Source organism: Clostridia bacterium (genome assembly GCA_016887505.1).
Classification (GTDB): Bacteria; Bacillota; TC1; order TC1; family UBA5767; genus UBA5767.
Genome location: CP069393.1, coordinates 184,346 through 200,572 on the forward strand (window position 1 = coordinate 184,346; position 16,227 = coordinate 200,572).

12 protein-coding genes are annotated in these 16,227 nt (G+C 44.9%); 6 read left to right on the forward strand and 6 right to left on the reverse strand.

Features of this window, described 5'->3' with window-relative positions:
• Positions 1–65: 65 nt before the first annotated feature.
• The 6 genes from JR334_00815 to JR334_00840 all read right to left on the reverse strand — a co-directional run bounded on the left by JR334_00815 (position 66) and on the right by JR334_00840 (position 5,090).
• Positions 66–2,006, reverse strand: coding sequence for a DNA polymerase (locus JR334_00815; GenBank protein ID QRN85812.1), 1,941 nt, complete (start codon positions 2,004–2,006; stop codon positions 66–68).
• 253 nt (positions 2,007–2,259) lie between these two features.
• Positions 2,260–2,835, reverse strand: a complete 576-nt coding sequence (locus tag JR334_00820) for a DUF2815 family protein (protein QRN85813.1) — start codon at positions 2,833–2,835, stop codon at positions 2,260–2,262.
• Complete coding sequence (locus tag JR334_00825) at positions 2,828–3,967, reverse strand: DUF2800 domain-containing protein (GenBank protein ID QRN85814.1); 1,140 nt, start codon at positions 3,965–3,967, stop codon at positions 2,828–2,830. The genes JR334_00820 and JR334_00825 overlap by 8 nt, the downstream gene beginning before the upstream one ends.
• The gene (locus tag JR334_00830; protein QRN85815.1) at positions 3,957–4,268 is read right to left on the reverse strand and encodes a DNA ligase; all 312 of its coding nucleotides are present in this window, start codon (positions 4,266–4,268) and stop codon (positions 3,957–3,959) included. Before JR334_00830 ends, JR334_00825 begins: the two co-directional genes overlap by 11 nt.
• Positions 4,204–4,419, reverse strand: a complete 216-nt coding sequence (locus tag JR334_00835; GenBank protein QRN85816.1) for a hypothetical protein — start codon at positions 4,417–4,419, stop codon at positions 4,204–4,206. Before JR334_00835 ends, JR334_00830 begins: the two co-directional genes overlap by 65 nt.
• 143 nt (positions 4,420–4,562) lie before the next feature.
• A complete protein-coding gene (locus tag JR334_00840) occupies positions 4,563–5,090 on the reverse strand; it encodes a hypothetical protein (protein ID QRN85817.1) in 528 nt (175 codons plus the stop codon).
• A 444-nt stretch (positions 5,091–5,534) separates the two neighbouring features.
• Between JR334_00840 and JR334_00845 the strand changes: the two genes are divergently transcribed.
• The 6 genes from JR334_00845 (at position 5,535) to JR334_00870 (ending at position 16,203) form a co-directional block, all read left to right on the forward strand.
• Positions 5,535–6,362 (forward strand): hypothetical protein, encoded by an 828-nt coding sequence (locus tag JR334_00845; protein ID QRN85818.1) that lies wholly within the window; start codon positions 5,535–5,537, stop codon positions 6,360–6,362.
• 23 nt (positions 6,363–6,385) lie between these two features.
• Positions 6,386–6,598 carry a helix-turn-helix domain-containing protein gene (locus tag JR334_00850; GenBank protein ID QRN85819.1) on the forward strand — a complete coding sequence of 71 codons (213 nt, stop codon included), beginning with the start codon at positions 6,386–6,388 and terminating at the stop codon, positions 6,596–6,598.
• A gap of 89 nt (positions 6,599–6,687) precedes the next feature.
• Complete coding sequence (locus JR334_00855; protein QRN85820.1) at positions 6,688–8,838, forward strand: SAM-dependent DNA methyltransferase; 2,151 nt, start codon at positions 6,688–6,690, stop codon at positions 8,836–8,838.
• Positions 8,839–8,849: 11 nt separating this feature from the next.
• Positions 8,850–12,068, forward strand: coding sequence for a type I restriction endonuclease subunit R (locus JR334_00860; protein ID QRN85821.1), 3,219 nt, complete (start codon positions 8,850–8,852; stop codon positions 12,066–12,068).
• 18 nt (positions 12,069–12,086) lie between these two features.
• Entirely contained in the window at positions 12,087–13,574 is a 1,488-nt protein-coding gene (locus JR334_00865) for a DUF1837 domain-containing protein (protein ID QRN85822.1), read from the forward strand.
• Position 13,575: 1 nt separating this feature from the next.
• The gene (locus JR334_00870; protein QRN85823.1) at positions 13,576–16,203 is read left to right on the forward strand and encodes a DEAD/DEAH box helicase; all 2,628 of its coding nucleotides are present in this window, start codon (positions 13,576–13,578) and stop codon (positions 16,201–16,203) included.
• The last annotated feature ends 24 nt before the right edge of the window (positions 16,204–16,227 follow it).

The window sequence follows — 16,227 nt, forward strand, 5'->3', positions numbered from 1 at the left end:
GGGCGGGCTTTTTGTCCACCTCTATTACCCAATGGAGGTCAAAAACGGGTTTGAACGAAAAAAGCTCAATCTTTTTTATAAAAATTTGTCTCGTAGCCATCGGCTCGGAGCAGTAGCCCCTTAGCCCAAGACGGCGTCCGGCCCATCTGCTCACAGACGGTTTTCAGAGAAATGCCCGGATCAGCTTCGATGACGATTTCGTCGTGGACGTGCATGACGATGGAGCAGTTCCGGAGTGTTTGCATGGCACTACAGAGGAGGTCACGGGCAGTTGCTTGTACGATGTTTTCCACGAACTTCGGCCCGTAGGAATCCAGCCGTTCCCACTTTTTAGTTGCGCCTACACCTTCGTAGGTGATGCACTGACCACCGAACTTGTTTTCGCCGATTCGCGGCTTCACATAAGCAAGCCGCCTACCGGAAGGAAGCGTAATGAAAAGCATCCCACTCTGGCAGGAGAAAGTGATCCCATGCGTCGAGTTGGTGCGTTTATACCGAACGGCCTCCATAGCGGCCTTGTCCACATCCCACCAGAACTTCACGATGTGCGGATTGGCTTGCCGCCACGCATCTACCAGCTGAGGGAGCTCGTCCTCTTCAAGTCCCATATCAAGAGCGCCCATTGCTTTGAGAGCACCTACAGAACCGCCATATCCGAGGGCGAGTTCAGCAATCTTGCCTTTTTGACGTAGGTGACCGTTGACGCCATGCTTTTCAACCGGCAGCTTGAACATCTGACTTGCAGAAGCGCAGTAGATATCGCCGCCCTTGGCAAACACATCCTGTCGCCACTGTTCCCTGGCCAGCCATGCGATCACACGGGCTTCGATGGCACTGAAGTCTGATACGATAAACTTGGCACCTGATCTTGGGACGAAGGCAGTGCGGATAAGCTGAGACAGCGTGTCCGGCACATCCTCATAGAGCATTTCCACGGCATCAAAATCACCGAAGCGCACAAGGGCACGCGCTTCGGCCAAGTCCTCCAGATGGTTCTGAGGGAGGTTTTGCATTTGAATAAGCCTGCCTGCCCAGCGCCCGGTCCGATTGGCACCAAAAAATTGAAACATCCCACGGGCGCGACCATCGGCACAGACCGCATTCTCCATTGCCTGATACTTCCGAACCGATGACTTGGCAAGCTGCTGGCGGAGGGAGAGAACGTCTGCAAGATCCGGTGGTGCTGTTTTCAATAACTCGACGATAACCTTTTTCCCAAGCGTGTCGGTCTCCATGCCATTGTTGGCAAGCCATTGCTTCATCTGCTGTACGGAGTTCGGATTGTCCAGCTCCGTCAGATGCTTCATCGCGGTTGTGAGCTCCGAACGGGAGCGACCATCCATTGCGATAGCCTCTTGGACCAGTGTCATATCCAGCGCAACACCTCGGTCATTGATCTCCTGGTCGAGGTGGTACTCATCCCAGATGCTATCCGGCACCGGGAACTTGGCGAGCTTTTCTTGAATGGACATTTCCGTTTCAACATCTCGAGCGTTATATTTCTTAAACGCCGACCATTTATCGGGTGCGTGGTACGGGTAATTCCTGGTGCGCTGACCGTTGGCTTTCGTTGGAGCACAAGGCTGACAGAAAAATTTGATGAGGTCTTTACCTTCGGTGAGTTTCTGATTGTCCAGCTTAAGTACCGAGCCGACGCCTTCCAGCGAAAGCGGCAAGCCCACTGTTGCTGCCCATACCATCGAGCATTTCCATGAGGCAGGGTTGATGTATTCGCCGGTAGGGAGCCCAAGAAAGCGAGACAGGCAGACCCGCTCAAAGTTTGCGTTAAATGCCCATTTGGTTACCGTTTCATTTGTGAGAGCGGCGATAACCTCACCAGGCAGTTTCTCACCGCTAACAAGGTCAACGACCTGGACATCACCGCCGTCAATGCTGTAGCTGAAAAGCAGTATCTCGAAATCGGGTGACTCGACATAGCAGTACACACCTGCTTTGGCGAGATTGGTGCTGCTATAGGTTTCAATATCTATTGAGAGTGTTTTCATAGTTGGCCATCCTTTTATAAGGAACGGCGGTAAAGAAGTTCTCTACCGCCGTCCACAGATTTTTACTTGAAGTCCCGCATCCGTTTTTCGTGATACTCTTTATCACGAGCTTCGCGTTCTTCGTCGCGTCTTGCCCTCTTGCGATCGCCTCGAATGCTCTGGATCATTGAGATCAGGAACGTGACACAGAGAGCTGAGTACAATCCCAAAAGGATGTTTAACAAAATCGTTGTCATTGGTTTACCGTCCTTCCTTAAGACAAAAAGTCGTCATCATCGTCTGTTGCGAAATCGGACTCGGCACTAACCTTGCCACCGAGAGGCTCGCCGTCGCGTACCTTCTGCAGGTTGTTCAGACCGCATGCGATGCCCTTGTTGCCGTTGGAATTGAAGGCGTAGAAGCTGATACTAGCTCTGCCATATACGCCGGAGTACACCTCAGAGCGGGTGAGAATCGGATTACGGTCAGCATCCACGACGCCGGGAGCTGTAGCGGAATTGGCGTTGATGAAGTATGCATTGGCGTAGGCCGGATCATCTGGACGCTCGCTGTCGCCATCTCTGAGCGGGGTCTTGATTGCCGCCATCGGGGGCACGGACTTGCCGCTACCTTTGAGCTTTGCTTCTCCCTCATGGTAAGCTGCCTCAATAGCGGCCTTGATCTTAGCGACGGTCTTGGTGTCGGACTTAGGGATAATGAGCGAAACAGAGAACTTCGGAGTACCACCGTTGATGCTCTTGGCTTCCCAGATGTTTGCATAGCTCCAACGGGTGTCGGGTCCAGTGATAACTTTCATTGGGTTGTTGGCTTTGTTGGTGTTGTTATTCATAGTCGTTTTCCTCCATAAAATCATTTTTGGCAGTGTTCATGACCGGACGTTTGTCGCTCTCCAGTACAAGCGTGGGTTTACCTTGTGGCTTTTCAATGTAAGCCGCGAGTAGTTCGTCAAAGCGGGATTTGCCGAGCAGCTTCTGCATGGCGGTGACGCCGAGGACTTTGTGGTCATATGGGTCAAATCCTGCACTGATAACTGCATCAGCGACAGCTGTTTCATTGGTGTACTTACGATTGGACCGGCCTTCGACCAGCTTCCAACCGTTCCATTCCTTACCGCTGATAGCCTGCTGCAGGGCGTATTCCTTGATGTCCGTGGCCCATGCGACAAGGTCATCGACGCGGGTAAGGATTTCTTCGACTTCCTCGTCCGTGAGTAGCGGCGGCAGCTTGAAGTCATAGCGGGCAAGCTCCAGGTTGGCATCGGCTCTGGCGCGGCAGTCATGCTTTGCCTTGCAGAAACCACACCATTCACCGCAGAGGAAGTTGCCGTCGCCGGCGAAAGCAAGGTCTGCAGTGGGCTTGAGTACTTCGTCTGCCCAGCGGTAAAGCTCATCTTTTGAGAGCTCGTAGGTGCTGATATTACTTCTTCTGGGTTGATATATGACCATCCTGACGAGGTCAATGTCGTAGATTCCGTCGAACAGTTCCAGGGCACCGAGGGCATAACACTGCATTTGCGGATTCTTTTCTGCAATTACAAAAATTCCCATTCCGTGTTTGTAGTCGCATATCTGCAAGGTGCCGTCCGCAATAATGATGCAGTCTGCTGTTCCGAAGCCGGACTCCACCCATCGAGAAAAGTCCACACGCTGTTCGATCAAAACGACTGGGTCAGCACATGTCTGCTTGGCTGCTTCTACCTGTTCGAGGATGTAGGCAGTGTAGCCAGAAGCACAGTCGGCCATTTCTTCGTTGAACCATGTGAGGTTCTCAGTCGGGTCCTTTGCCTCCATGCCCAGCGCCTGACGGAGCTTGTACTCGCAAAGTTCGTGGGCGTCAGTGCCTTCGGCAGCGTAATTGCTGCCCTTATCGTCGTAGCTTTCACAGAGTCGAGCCGAGGGTGGGCAGCGGAGCCAACGTTCGGAGCTAGATGCGGATAGGAGTGCGTGTCCTTTAGCTGGCATCGTTAAGTCCCTCCACATCTGCAAGCAGGGCCTTGTAGTTGGCCGGGTCAATACCGGACAGCTTGTCGGCACCGTATTTCTGGAGCAGAGAGCGAATCTGAGCGGTGAAGCCAGAACGGGACTTATCCGCGAGGACTGCTCTGACCGCTTCCAGCGTAATTACCGGTTCGGTGGGTGTAGGTTCTGGCGTTGGTTCATTGGTGCTGAACTGCTCGGCTAGCCAATTTGCGGCTTCGTTAATAGCTGCAGCTGCGCTGCGTAGTTCTTCGATGGTCATGGCCATGTCGCTCATTTTGCTCATGTGCTTTTCCTCCTTCCTTGGATTGGCTCTGTCCGGCGAGCAAGGTCAATTTTCTTGCCAGCCGCATGGATACAACGCTAATCGCAGTGAGAACATCTACGAGTTCATCATCTGCAGCGCAGCTCCGTGGTCTTGTCTGTGCCTTTTGCATTTCTTTCACCTCCTTGGAAGGAGCGCTTGTCGTTTTGCTCTTTCCACTACCCAATGGAGGTGAGAATGGTGTTTGAACGAAAATCAGGAAAAAAGATTTTCTCCGGCCACCAATTTGGCAGCCGGAGAAAGATGGATAAGGGATTAGATGTAGTCGCGTAGAAGCTCCCGCAAAGCGTCAAACGCCTTTTTCTTCTTGTAGTTGATGGTGGATTGCCTGGAAATGCCCATGATGGCAGCAATTTCTCGTTCAGACTTTTCCTGAAGCAGAAGCTCGCAGATGCGGCGACCGTCGGGATCAAGCTCGTCCAATTTGCAAATAAGGGTGTCAAGCAGTTCGCGATCCTCTAAAATGGAGTGAGCGCTGGGAGCATCGTCCGCCAAGTCATCGAGCCAGCTCTTTTCGTTTCCGTCATCGTCGGTCACGGTGTAATCAAGGGAAAGCTCATCGCCAGCCTTGTGAAAACGGCAGGTCCAGCAATCCATATCACAAAGGTAGCGCTTGTTTGCTGGGCAGACGCAGCGGCCGTGCTCCTGTTGCCTGCGGCGATAGGCATTGATATCGCGGTAATAGTTGTCGTAGTCGGTCTTGCTGACTGGCACCCACTGGTGCAGATCCCTGAGGTAGATTTTGCGTTCGTTGGATTGGTTCTGGTTTGCATTGTTTGACATAAAAATTCCTCCGTTTGTCGTTGTCTCGAAACGGAGGAATTGAGCTGCTCAGCTGAAAAAGGCAATAAAAGCCCGACCGCAGTCCAACACAGATTTCTCCGTTTCGGATTGCAGCTTCCTGTTCAGTAGTCAGCTGTTTGATATTTGGTTGTTCGCCTCGCTGCGCTGAACCATCCATGATCAGTGGATGCACATCGAGGTGATTTCAAATGACAAGAGCGTTTTTTGTGACTTGAAAAGTGAGTTTATGACTTTTTATAAACAACATAGTCGGTAAGAGTAGATTTTCACCTTAAGATGATATATAATTAGAAAGTCAATACCCTCGTCGGGAACACAGATGAGTAACGCCCTGTCATCTATAAATAGATTAACAGGGCGCAAAGGGACTAAAAATTAGCCTTACATGGGACTAAAGGGACTGATCAAGGGACTTTCACGGAGGTGATTAAAATCAACTTCTCTCAGTATTGCAAAAGAATATATCCATATTGTCATCAGATATCTAGCCAAGGTTTGTTTGTGAGCAAGTTGTTTGTAGCTGGTGGGAGTTCGTATTTTTCTACCTCGGTTAATACTGACAAGGAATATCAAAAGAAACTGTATAATGGCTCGAAACCGCTGACACAGAATCTTAAGGATTCATTCCCTGCAAATATTCAGCTGGACGCATTGGTAGGTCTGTTTGAAAAGCACTTAAAAGATGATAAGGTTCGCCAGGCGATGACAGCATCTGCAATACCAGTTTCGCTCGAACCACAGAAAGGTACTTTTTCTCGAGCTCTTGCTCTTCAATTTAATTACCTTGTAAAGAATGAAGATAGTGACGCCGACGATATCGTGGCTATGGAATACCAAAGGCTTCTCACTGAGCCTGCCGATGAAAAGCCTCAGTCTTTAGTTCCATTGTATCCTGGTGATGGCGCATATGTTCTTGATTTTCTACCGGCGCGGATTTATTTAAAAAAGTGTTATGAGCAGTTTGATCACACATGGCTAATTCAAAACACTGGAAATCAGACATGGCGCAGTCGAAAACTTGTTTTTGTTAACCAGGCCTCTGTAAGGCCAAGAACCGCTAAAAGCTGTATCGATATACCAGATGTACCTCCTGGTAAAGAAATAAAAATAACCACAAGCATTGACACTCGTGGTTTTGAAGGACGTTATGAATGTTTGTGGGAGATGCAGGATAACGAAGGCAACAACTGCTTTCCTAATAACAAAAAGCTATTTAACGTTACAATAGATTCTAAGTTCGAAATAGAATAGTCACTCATTTGGAGGTTAATAACGTGAGCGATAAAAGCATTGAAAAATGGTCTACTTTAAAAGAAGTACAAGAGTATCTCGGTGTAGGCCGTGAGACCATTCTGCAGTGGATCGCCAAGAGAAATATGCCAGCATATAAAGTCGGGCGACTATGGAAATTCAAGCTGTCCGAAGTTGATGACTGGATTCGCTCCGGTGGTGCTGCAGATAATTCCGACTTAACGGACACTGATTGATTCCGATTAACAATATTTATAATAAGAAGAAAATAAAATGGGTCGGTTTCTAAATACGCATTAGAAGGCCTAGAGATGAGGAGAAAAGAATGGCAAAAGCAAAAAAAGAAGTAAAAGATCAGCCTGTCGAGCAAGCGCTTTGGGCTGCTGCGGACAAGCTACGTAAAAATATGGATGCCGCGGAATACAAGCATATAGTTCTTGGTCTAATATTCCTTAAATACATTTCGGATAACTTTTATGAGCTATACCACAAACTGGAGGCGGGTGAAGGCGATTATGCTGGAGCTGATCCGGATGACCCTTATGAGTACCGTGCTGAGAATGTTTTCTATGTACCACCTCAGGCTCGGTGGGACTACCTGCGTGGAAGGGCAAAACTCGCCACCATCGGTAAAGACATAGACGATGCAATGGACTCAATCGAGAAAGACAATCCATCTTTACAGGGTGTCCTCCCGAAGGAGTACGCGAAAGAAAAGCTAGATAAACAGTCACTCGGTGGACTTATCGACATAATTAGCACAATTGCCCTTGGAGATTCTCTGTCTCGCTCTAATGATGTACTTGGAACAGTATATGAGTATTTTCTTGGTCAATTTGCACTTGCGGAAGGCAAAAAAGGCGGGCAATTTTATACGCCACGCTGCCTTGTTCAACTACTCGTAGAAATGCTTGAGCCGTACGAGGGTCGCGTACTTGATCCATGTTGCGGATCTGGCGGTATGTTTGTGCAAAGTGAGAAATTTATTGAAGCCCATGCTGACCACTACAACGGTAAAGCAAAGGAAATTGTCAAGCTGTTTGAAAGCGTTGTTTCAGTTTATGGTCAAGAAAGCAATCAGACTACTTGGCGACTATGTAAAATGAACCTCGCGATGCGTGGAATCGATAGTTCCAATGTGAAATGGAATAACGAGGGATCTTTCTTGAATGATGTACATCAAGATTTGCGTTCAGATTTTATAATTACCAATCCACCATTCAACGATAGTGACTGGAGTGGAGAATTATTGAGTGGTGACTACCGCTGGAAATACGGCACACCGCCAGCATCAAATGCAAATTATGCTTGGATTCAGCACTTTATTTCTCACCTTTCACCAAAAGGTAAGGCGGGGTTTCTTTTAGCGACCAAGGCTCTGGCATCCGAATCTGCTGCTGAGAAAACTATCCGTTCAGGAATCGTCAGAGAAGATTTAGTTGAGTGTATCGTCCTGTTGCCAGGCAAGTTATTCTATACAACCCCAGCTCCTGTTTCTCTATGGGTATTATCAAGAGGCAAATCGAAAACTCGCCGCAAGGATGAAACTCTTTTCATCGACGCGTCAAAAATGTTTATAGATCTCGATCGAACGCATAGGACACTTGATGCAAAAATAATTAGTGGCATTTGCGAAACGTACCATTCATGGCTCTATCAAGAGAACGAGTATGAAGATATACCAGGTTACTGCCGTTCAGTTCATCAGAGTGAAATTTGTGACAGTGATTATTCACTATATCCAGGTCAATACATCGGTATTGGTGTTGAAGAAACCGATATCAAGCCAAAAGAACAGTCTCTCGCAATTACAAAAGGAGCGGCTGCTGAAATCAGTGGCAAGATGGAGACGATTAATCAAAACATTAACCACTTGATGAATGAGATACAAGTAGAACTAAACAAACCAACAACGGCTCTTATAAAATACAAACTTTCCGATGTCCTGGAAGAGTCAACAGCAACACTTGGTAATTCTGAAGAGCCAGAAATACTATCAATAACTGAAAATGCAGGGTTAGTCCTGCAGAGGGAGCGTTTCTCAAAGCGTGTTGCAACTGAAGACACAAGCTCGTATAAGATCGTAAAGAAAACTGACATTGTTTATAATCCTTATCTTCTTTGGGCAGGCGCAATAGATCAATGCTGGGTTGTAGATCTAGGTATAACCTCTCCAGCTTATGTCGTCTTGTCAGTTAAACAAAAATTTGAACCGTTCCTTATAGGTCATGTTATCAAAAGTGACCTTATGAAGAAATGGTACTGGAATATTTCCATTGGAACACATGAACGTAGACGAACGGCTCCAGTGGATAGATTTCTTAATCTTGATATTGAATTGCCAGATGAAGCTACTCAAAAACGTCTTTCTGCTTTATATGAGGAGTTACTTTCCCAAAAAACATTACTCCAAGATACCATAAAGTCTATTGATGTTTTGTCGAGTGGATTAGGTGAATTCTATACTGGCTTATAGGGGGTATTGAAATGGCTAAACTGTGTGAATCCGCAGTAGAGGAAATGGCTATCGAGGAATTGCGAAACCTCGGTTATACCTATTTGTCTGGTGTTGACCTCGCACCTGACGTTCTGAATTCCGAGCGAAATAGCTATGGAGATGTTCTACTAATGGGGCGATTACAAGCAGCTATGTCCAAGCTGAACCCGAGTATACCTGCCGATGTAATTCATGGAGCTGCTCGAAAACTGTCAAGGATAGCCACTTCAAATATGCTCACCGATAATGAGGAATTCCACCTTATGCTCTTAAATGGTGTCTCCGTTGAATATCGTAAGAATGGTGACATCAAAGGTGATTTTGTACATGTACTAGACTTCGAGAATCCGCTGAACAATGAGTTCCTTGTAATCAATCAATATACCATTGTCCAAAATAATAACAACAAACGCCCTGATATACTACTGTTCATAAACGGTATCCCGCTAGTTATATTTGAGCTAAAGAATCCTGCTGACGAGAATGCAACTTGTCACAAAGCATATGATCAGTTACAGGCGTATAAGCAAGCGATTCCAGGGCTTTTCACCTACAATGAAATCTGCATTATTTCCGATGGATTGGAGGCAAAGGCGGGGTCACTGACCGCGTCTTATTCTCGTTTTAGTGCATGGAAAACGAAAGACGGCATAAAAGAAGCTACCAAATTTGAAGATGAACTTACCACGCTGATTCATGGACTTTGCGCACCCGCGACGTTGATTGACTACATACAAAGTTTTGTGACCTACGAAAAGACACAGATCGAAGACAAAAATACGCACATTGTCAAGGTGGAAACTGTAAAAAAAATTGCGGCTTACCACCAATATTACGCGGTGAATAAGGCAGTGGAGCAGACAATCCGGGCTAGTGGATACTCCACCACTTCCAGCTTGGTGATTCATGAAGACCCAGAAAGTTTCGGTCTGCCCTCCGCTAAAAACCAACCAAAAGGTGACCATAAAGCTGGCGTGGTTTGGCATACACAAGGAGCTGGAAAGTCACTTTCGATGGTATTCTATACAGGTAAAATCGTTCGCGCTTTGCATAACCCAACAATTTTGGTTATCAATGATCGTAATGATCTGGATGATCAGCTGTTTGATACTTTCGCAGGCAACAGTGAACTTTTGCGCCAACCGCCGAAACAGGCGGATTCCTGCGAGGATTTAAAAACCCTGTTGAAGGTCGCGTCTGGAGGTATCGTTTTTACGACCATACAGAAGTTTATTCCCGATAATAATGCATCGGTATATGAACTGCTGTCTGCTCGCGAAAACATCGTAGTAATCGCTGACGAAGCACATCGTACCCAGTATGGTTTCAATGCTAAACTCCGCGACATCAAGGAAAACGGCGAAGTGGTAGGACAACGGATTGCTTACGGTTTCGCGAAATATATACGTGATGCGCTTCCAAATGCCACTTTTATTGGATTCACAGGAACACCTGTTGAGAAACAGGATGCAAACACACCAGCTGTCTTCGGCAATTATATTGACATCTACGATATCGCTCAGGCAGTAGCGGACAATGTAACCGTTCGTATCTTCTATGAAAGCCGACTTGCAAAGGTGAACCTTACTGAAGAAGGCAAACGACTTGTGGAGCAGTTCGACGCGGAACTGGACGAAGTTGGCGAAGCTGATGAAGCCACTGCGGCCAAAATCAAGTGGGCGAAGTTAGAAGCCATCGTCGGTAATGAAGATAGAATCCGAATCCTTGCTAATGACATAGTGACTCATTTCGAGGAGAGACAGGAAGTATTCGAAGGAAAAGCCTTGGTTGTCGCGATGAGTCGCCGTATTGCAGTTACTTTGTACGATGCAATAATCAAATTACGTCCCGAATGGCATAGTGACGATTTAGATAAAGGCGTTATCAAAGTTGTAATGACTTCGAGCAGTTCAGACGGTGCTGCTATTCAGAAGCATCATACTACCAAGGCACAGCGTAAAGCTCTCGCTCTTCGTTTAAAGGATGAGAACGACCCTTTGAAAATTGTCATCGTTCGTGACATGTGGCTTACGGGTTTTGATGTTCCATGCCTAAATACGATGTATATAGATAAGCCAATGAAAGACCACAGCCTCATGCAAGCAATCGCTCGTGTCAACCGCGTGTTCAAGGATAAACCTGGTGGTCTGATTGTAGACTACATTGGTATCGCGACAAATTTGAAAAAGGCACTCGGCTTTTATGCAGAAAGCGGTGGCAAAGGTGTGCCAGCTGAAACTCATCAAAGAGCTGTGGAGATTATGCTCGAGAAATTGGAAGTTGTGCGCGGGATACTTCATGGTTTTGATTATTCAACGTTTTTCTCCAGTGCAGTCAGGGATAAGCTATCTCTAATACTGAAAGCGGAGGACTTCATCCTAGGTGTGGACGAGGGTAAAAACCGCTATGTACGTGAAGTTTCACTGTTAGGACAAGCATATGCTCTCGCTAAGCCTGACCCCGCCACCTTTGAAAATGCTGAGGAGATAGCGTTTTTCCAAGCGCTCAAGGCTCGGCTTACGAAATTTGAGACAAGTGATAATGGCAAAGATGAGAGTTACGATTCCGTCATACGGAACATTGTAAACTCTGCTATTGCCTCTGACCAAGTAGTTGATATCTTCAGCGCAGCGGGCCTTGAGAAGCCTGAACTCTCTATTCTTTCGGAAGAATTTTTGAAAGAGATTGAGGGAATGAAATATAAGAATGTTGCTATTGAACTACTGAAAAAACTATTATCCGACGAAATTAAAATTCGGTCCAAGCATAACCTCGCCAAATCAAAAACATTAATGGAAATGCTCGATGGAGCATTAAAAAGGTATCAGAATAATCTTTTGACCACTGCAGAAATAATCGAAGAACTCATTCGCATAGCTCGTGAAATTAATGCTTCTGATAAGCGAGGTCAGGATTTGGGGCTTTCAGAGGATGAACTTGCTTTCTTCGACGCACTTGAAACCAACAACAGCGCGGTCAAAGTTCTAGGTGACGACCAACTAAGGGAAATTGCAAGGGAAATAGCTGATAAAGTCAGAAAGAATGCTACGATCGACTTCGCAATTAAGGAAACAGCCCGTGCTCGCATTATGGTCATTGTTCGAAGGATTCTTAACAAACATGGATATCCGCCGGATAAACAGCCCGCTGCAATAGAACTTGTAATGAAGCAAGCAGAGAATCTGGCTGAAGTTTGGACAGCTCAATAAAAACAAAGGAGTAGAACGATGTCATTATTTATCTCGTACAATAGAGAACAAAAAGACTTTGCGGATAAGATAGAGTCCTCCGTCCGAACAGTTTGCACTGTCCTGCGTGATACAAATGACATTGCTCCGTGGGCTAGTATTGAGGAATTCATGAATCGGATTCGCCAAGCGAAGTATGCCGTACTTCTAATATCAGACGAATATTTAAAGTCAATCAACTGTATGTATGAAGCCTGCCAGTTATACAAGGATGTTAACTGGAAATCTCGCACTATGTATGTTGTGCTTGGGAATGCTGACCTAAATATCTACACTGTAGCGAACCACGAAAGATATATCCGATTTTGGAAGGATAAAAAAACAATTCTTGAAGAACAGATTAAGAACTTGCCGGCAGAAAGCATAGACAGCATTACGGCAGAAATTAAACGAGTAAGCGAAATTCTCCTTATGCTCGGTGATTTACTGAAAATTATACGTGACACAAACAATATGCAACCAGAAAACACGATAGACGAAATCATTAGCTTTATTACAACTAAATCCGTTCCAAAGGAAGCGAATTTAGGGGAACATTCTCGCGCTACATCGAGTGTGCTGGATAAGACTCTGGTTGATGCCGGGTTTGACGGTGTCTTCTCTGAGGTGCTTCATAGCGAAAAACTGGGGTTGATAAATCCCTACCAGTTGCGCTTGTTTCAACTGAGCGTGGTTGACAATGCGTTCTCTTTCGATGCCCTAAAAAAGTTTCTATTAAAAAACATAGGACAGTACATCTATTCTCGTGAACGTATAAAAAAGTACATCGACGACGAGGAGATAATGCTGATTGGGCTTAAAGCTGTTGAGCTTATGAAAGAACGTAGCAATGGAGATTGCAGTTGGCTGGGTGATGAACTTGGTGATTTAATGTTGTATGTCTTTTTAGAAGGGATACTTAAAGCTCCAAAAGTGTTCAGTAAATTTGATGCTCCCTCTGACGGAGTGTTGACGACCGGCACAAGCGGCGTTCATTTACTAAAACCCGACGCAGAAGTGCCCTCTTTTCAGATGGTGTTTGGCAAGTCAAGCATTGTGGGCGATCCGAAAGACTCGATCGACAACGCCTTTGTCACGCTTGAAGCGATTAAAAATGACAGATCTCGAGAAATGCGACTTGTTGAATCCACAGCATTTGATAAAGAATTTACACCGGAAGTGGCAGAATATCTTAAAAATATTATTCTGCCAAGCAAGGAGAAACGCGTCAGCCATGATACGGCTTTCGGTGTGTTCCTCGGATACTCGCTTGGCTTAGATGCTGATAAATATACATCAGCTGAGTTTGCTATAAATCTTGAAAGTAAAATGAAACTCGATATCAAAAGCCACGTTTCTTATATAGTTGACAAAATCAAAGCGGCAAAAATGGAGCGCTATTCGTTTTACTTCTACTTTCTGCCACTCAACGATGCAGACGGAGAAAAGCAAAGCATCATGCAGTCGATTTTAAGAGGAGGGGTGTAGAATGGCCGATAACCCTGGCATCAGTTTAGGTGATGTCATTTTTGCAGGAATTGACAACAACCCCTACCTCAACGAGTTGTACGACAATATTTTACATAATTATGCTCTCTCATTGTTCGGAATTACAAATAAAGAGCCTAAACCGGTCGATGTTGCCGATGCGCTCCAATTTGCCGATGTGTTATCCAAGTCCACTGATGAAGATAATTTGGACAGGCATAAGATTTGGGCACAGGAAATTGTTGCTTTATTGAAAGCCATGTATCCTGATAATCCCGTAGTTTTAGACTATTTTGGAACAGTGCTTTTAAGTACAGAAAATTATCTTGGACTTGCAAAAAACGTCCCGGGCTTTTGTGGTCGTACTCTGCTTGACAGGTTTTATACGGAATTTAGCATGGAGTTTTTAAGCATACCTGCTGAACAGGATAAACAATTCTTTCGTTCGCAAAAGGAAGTCTACGATCGTCTAACTGAACCTTACTTCAGTTATTCAGGCCCCACCTCGATGGGTAAATCCTATATAATGCGCATGTTCATCAAAAAACAGGTTATGGATGGCACAAAAATGAACTTCGCTGTTATTGTCCCAACTAAGGCTTTAATTAACGAAGTTTATAGCAAAATCATCGAAGATCTGAAAATAGATGATATAACAGGATATCTTTCCGAACGGAATTATACGATTATTACCTCAGCAGGAGCGTTGCAGCTAAACAAGGAGCATCAAAACTTCATCTTTGTTTTAACCCCTGAGCGGTTGCTATATTTACTGATAAGCCACCCTAATATAAAGATTGATTATCTGTTCATTGATGAGGCACATAAAATCTCAGCGAAAGACAGCCGGAGTGCTTTTTATTATAAAGTTGTGGATATGCTCGATAAGAAGCAAAAACCACATATTATATTTGCTTCACCGAACATTCCCAACCCAGAAGTATATTTGGGATTGATTCCAAATGCCGAATTGAAAGCAGATCAGAAATTATCTACCTCCTTCTCTCCAGTGAGCCAAATAAAAACACTAATTGATATGATCGGTGGAGAGGTACAGACATTTAACTCTTACACTGAGCGACTCGAAGATGTGTTTGATTTCAAAAAAGGATTCGTCCTCGGGCAAATAATCAATCTCATAAATAGCAAAGGTAACGGCGGTAAGGCTCAGAGCATCGTATATTTTAATTCGAAGGAAAAAGCAGTAGAGTATGCCCTGGATTTTGCAAAGACGCAGCCAGAACAAGATGACCCTGCTCTTATCACATTGGCAAACGAGATCAAGAACGTGATCCATGGGGAATACTATCTCGCTAAAATTATAACAAAAGGCGTGGCTTACCATATTGGTTACCTACCTGCTGCCATCCGCTTGCGGATTGAAGAGTTATACCGCGAGCGTAAAATTCGGACACTCTTTTGCACTAGCACATTGCTTGAGGGTGTAAATCTTCCTGCTGATAATCTTTTCATCACGACTTATGGAAAAGGACGCGGAAGGTCAAAGATGAAAGCCGTAGACTTCAAAAACCTCATAGGGCGTGTTGGGCGAATTGAATATAATTTATACGGTAATGTATTTCTCGTAAGGCTTGAAGGCAATACGAAAACCGAAGATTTTGTGAAATTGTTAAAAGAAAAAGTTCCAGAACAAGAACTTTCGCTCGTATCAGAGCTGGATGAAAGCCAGAAAAAACAGGTGGTTGACTGTCTACTTGAAGGTGATATTACTCTCGAAAATCTAAAAACGAAGACGAAGGAGTCATATAAGATTATCCGAAAATTTGCTGTTATTCTGCTAAGGGATATAACCAATAACAATCACAGTGTTGTCCACCAAGCATTTGAGGCTTACTTGGAAGGTGATGTTAAAGTTCGAATTAGAGAAGTGTTTAGGAAAACTGGCAGTGAACCGGACGATGACATAAATGTATCTGTTGACCAAACGAAAAGTCTATATTGGGCAATAAAGAATGATGAACTTTGCTATCCTGCTTTAAATTCCGATCGAACAGTTGATTACGATGATTTAATGAATTTCCTGACAAGGTTAAGTCAGGTATTCAATTGGAATAAATATGAAAGCGATACCATCGGAAATGATAAACGCTTGAAATGGTATGGGGTAATTTTGCGTCGGTGGATTAATGGTCATGGTTTGAGTTTTATTATGAGTGAATCCATCGATTATTACAGACGGCATCCAGAGAAGAAGGTTTCGATCAACAACCGTCCGGAAATATATAATGGATCTGCGAAACATAAGAACAGCGTTATCGGTGAGACTTTGGAAGCTATTGAGCATGTTGTTTTATTTAGTCTGGCGAATTATTTCTTGAAGTTCACTGAAGCGTACAAGCGTTATCACAACATTCAGGGAGATATGAAAAACGACTGGTATGAATACGTAGAGTATGGAACGACCAGACCATTAACGATTTTCCTTCAGCGAAACGGTTTCTCCCGTGAAACAGCGATGTATATTCGTGAACACGTGGACGAATATGTAGTAGATTTGGATATTGAAAATCCGAAACTTCGACGAAGTATAAGAAACTGCAAGAGTGCAAGTGTCAGGAAGGAAGTTGAGAGTATGCTCTACAACATTCCCGATCTGTTTGTGGATTGATATTGTCAAGAGAAATACTAAACA

What these genes read in the sequence shown, in the direction of transcription:
- JR334_00815 (QRN85812.1), bottom strand. Translation starts at nt 2,006, where the DNA reads ATGAAAACACTCTCAATAGATATTGAAACCTATAGCAGCACCAATCTC.
- JR334_00835 (QRN85816.1), bottom strand. Translation starts at nt 4,419, where the DNA reads ATGCAAAAGGCACAGACAAGACCACGGAGCTGCGCTGCAGATGATGAA.
- JR334_00840 (QRN85817.1), bottom strand. Translation starts at nt 5,090, where the DNA reads ATGTCAAACAATGCAAACCAGAACCAATCCAACGAACGCAAAATCTAC.
- JR334_00865 (QRN85822.1), top strand. Translation starts at nt 12,087, where the DNA reads ATGTCATTATTTATCTCGTACAATAGAGAACAAAAAGACTTTGCGGAT.
- JR334_00830 (QRN85815.1), bottom strand. Translation starts at nt 4,268, where the DNA reads ATGAGCAAAATGAGCGACATGGCCATGACCATCGAAGAACTACGCAGC.
- JR334_00860 (QRN85821.1), top strand. Translation starts at nt 8,850, where the DNA reads ATGGCTAAACTGTGTGAATCCGCAGTAGAGGAAATGGCTATCGAGGAA.
- JR334_00870 (QRN85823.1), top strand. Translation starts at nt 13,576, where the DNA reads ATGGCCGATAACCCTGGCATCAGTTTAGGTGATGTCATTTTTGCAGGA.
- JR334_00825 (QRN85814.1), bottom strand. Translation starts at nt 3,967, where the DNA reads ATGCCAGCTAAAGGACACGCACTCCTATCCGCATCTAGCTCCGAACGT.
- JR334_00820 (QRN85813.1), bottom strand. Translation starts at nt 2,835, where the DNA reads ATGAATAACAACACCAACAAAGCCAACAACCCAATGAAAGTTATCACT.
- JR334_00855 (QRN85820.1), top strand. Translation starts at nt 6,688, where the DNA reads ATGGCAAAAGCAAAAAAAGAAGTAAAAGATCAGCCTGTCGAGCAAGCG.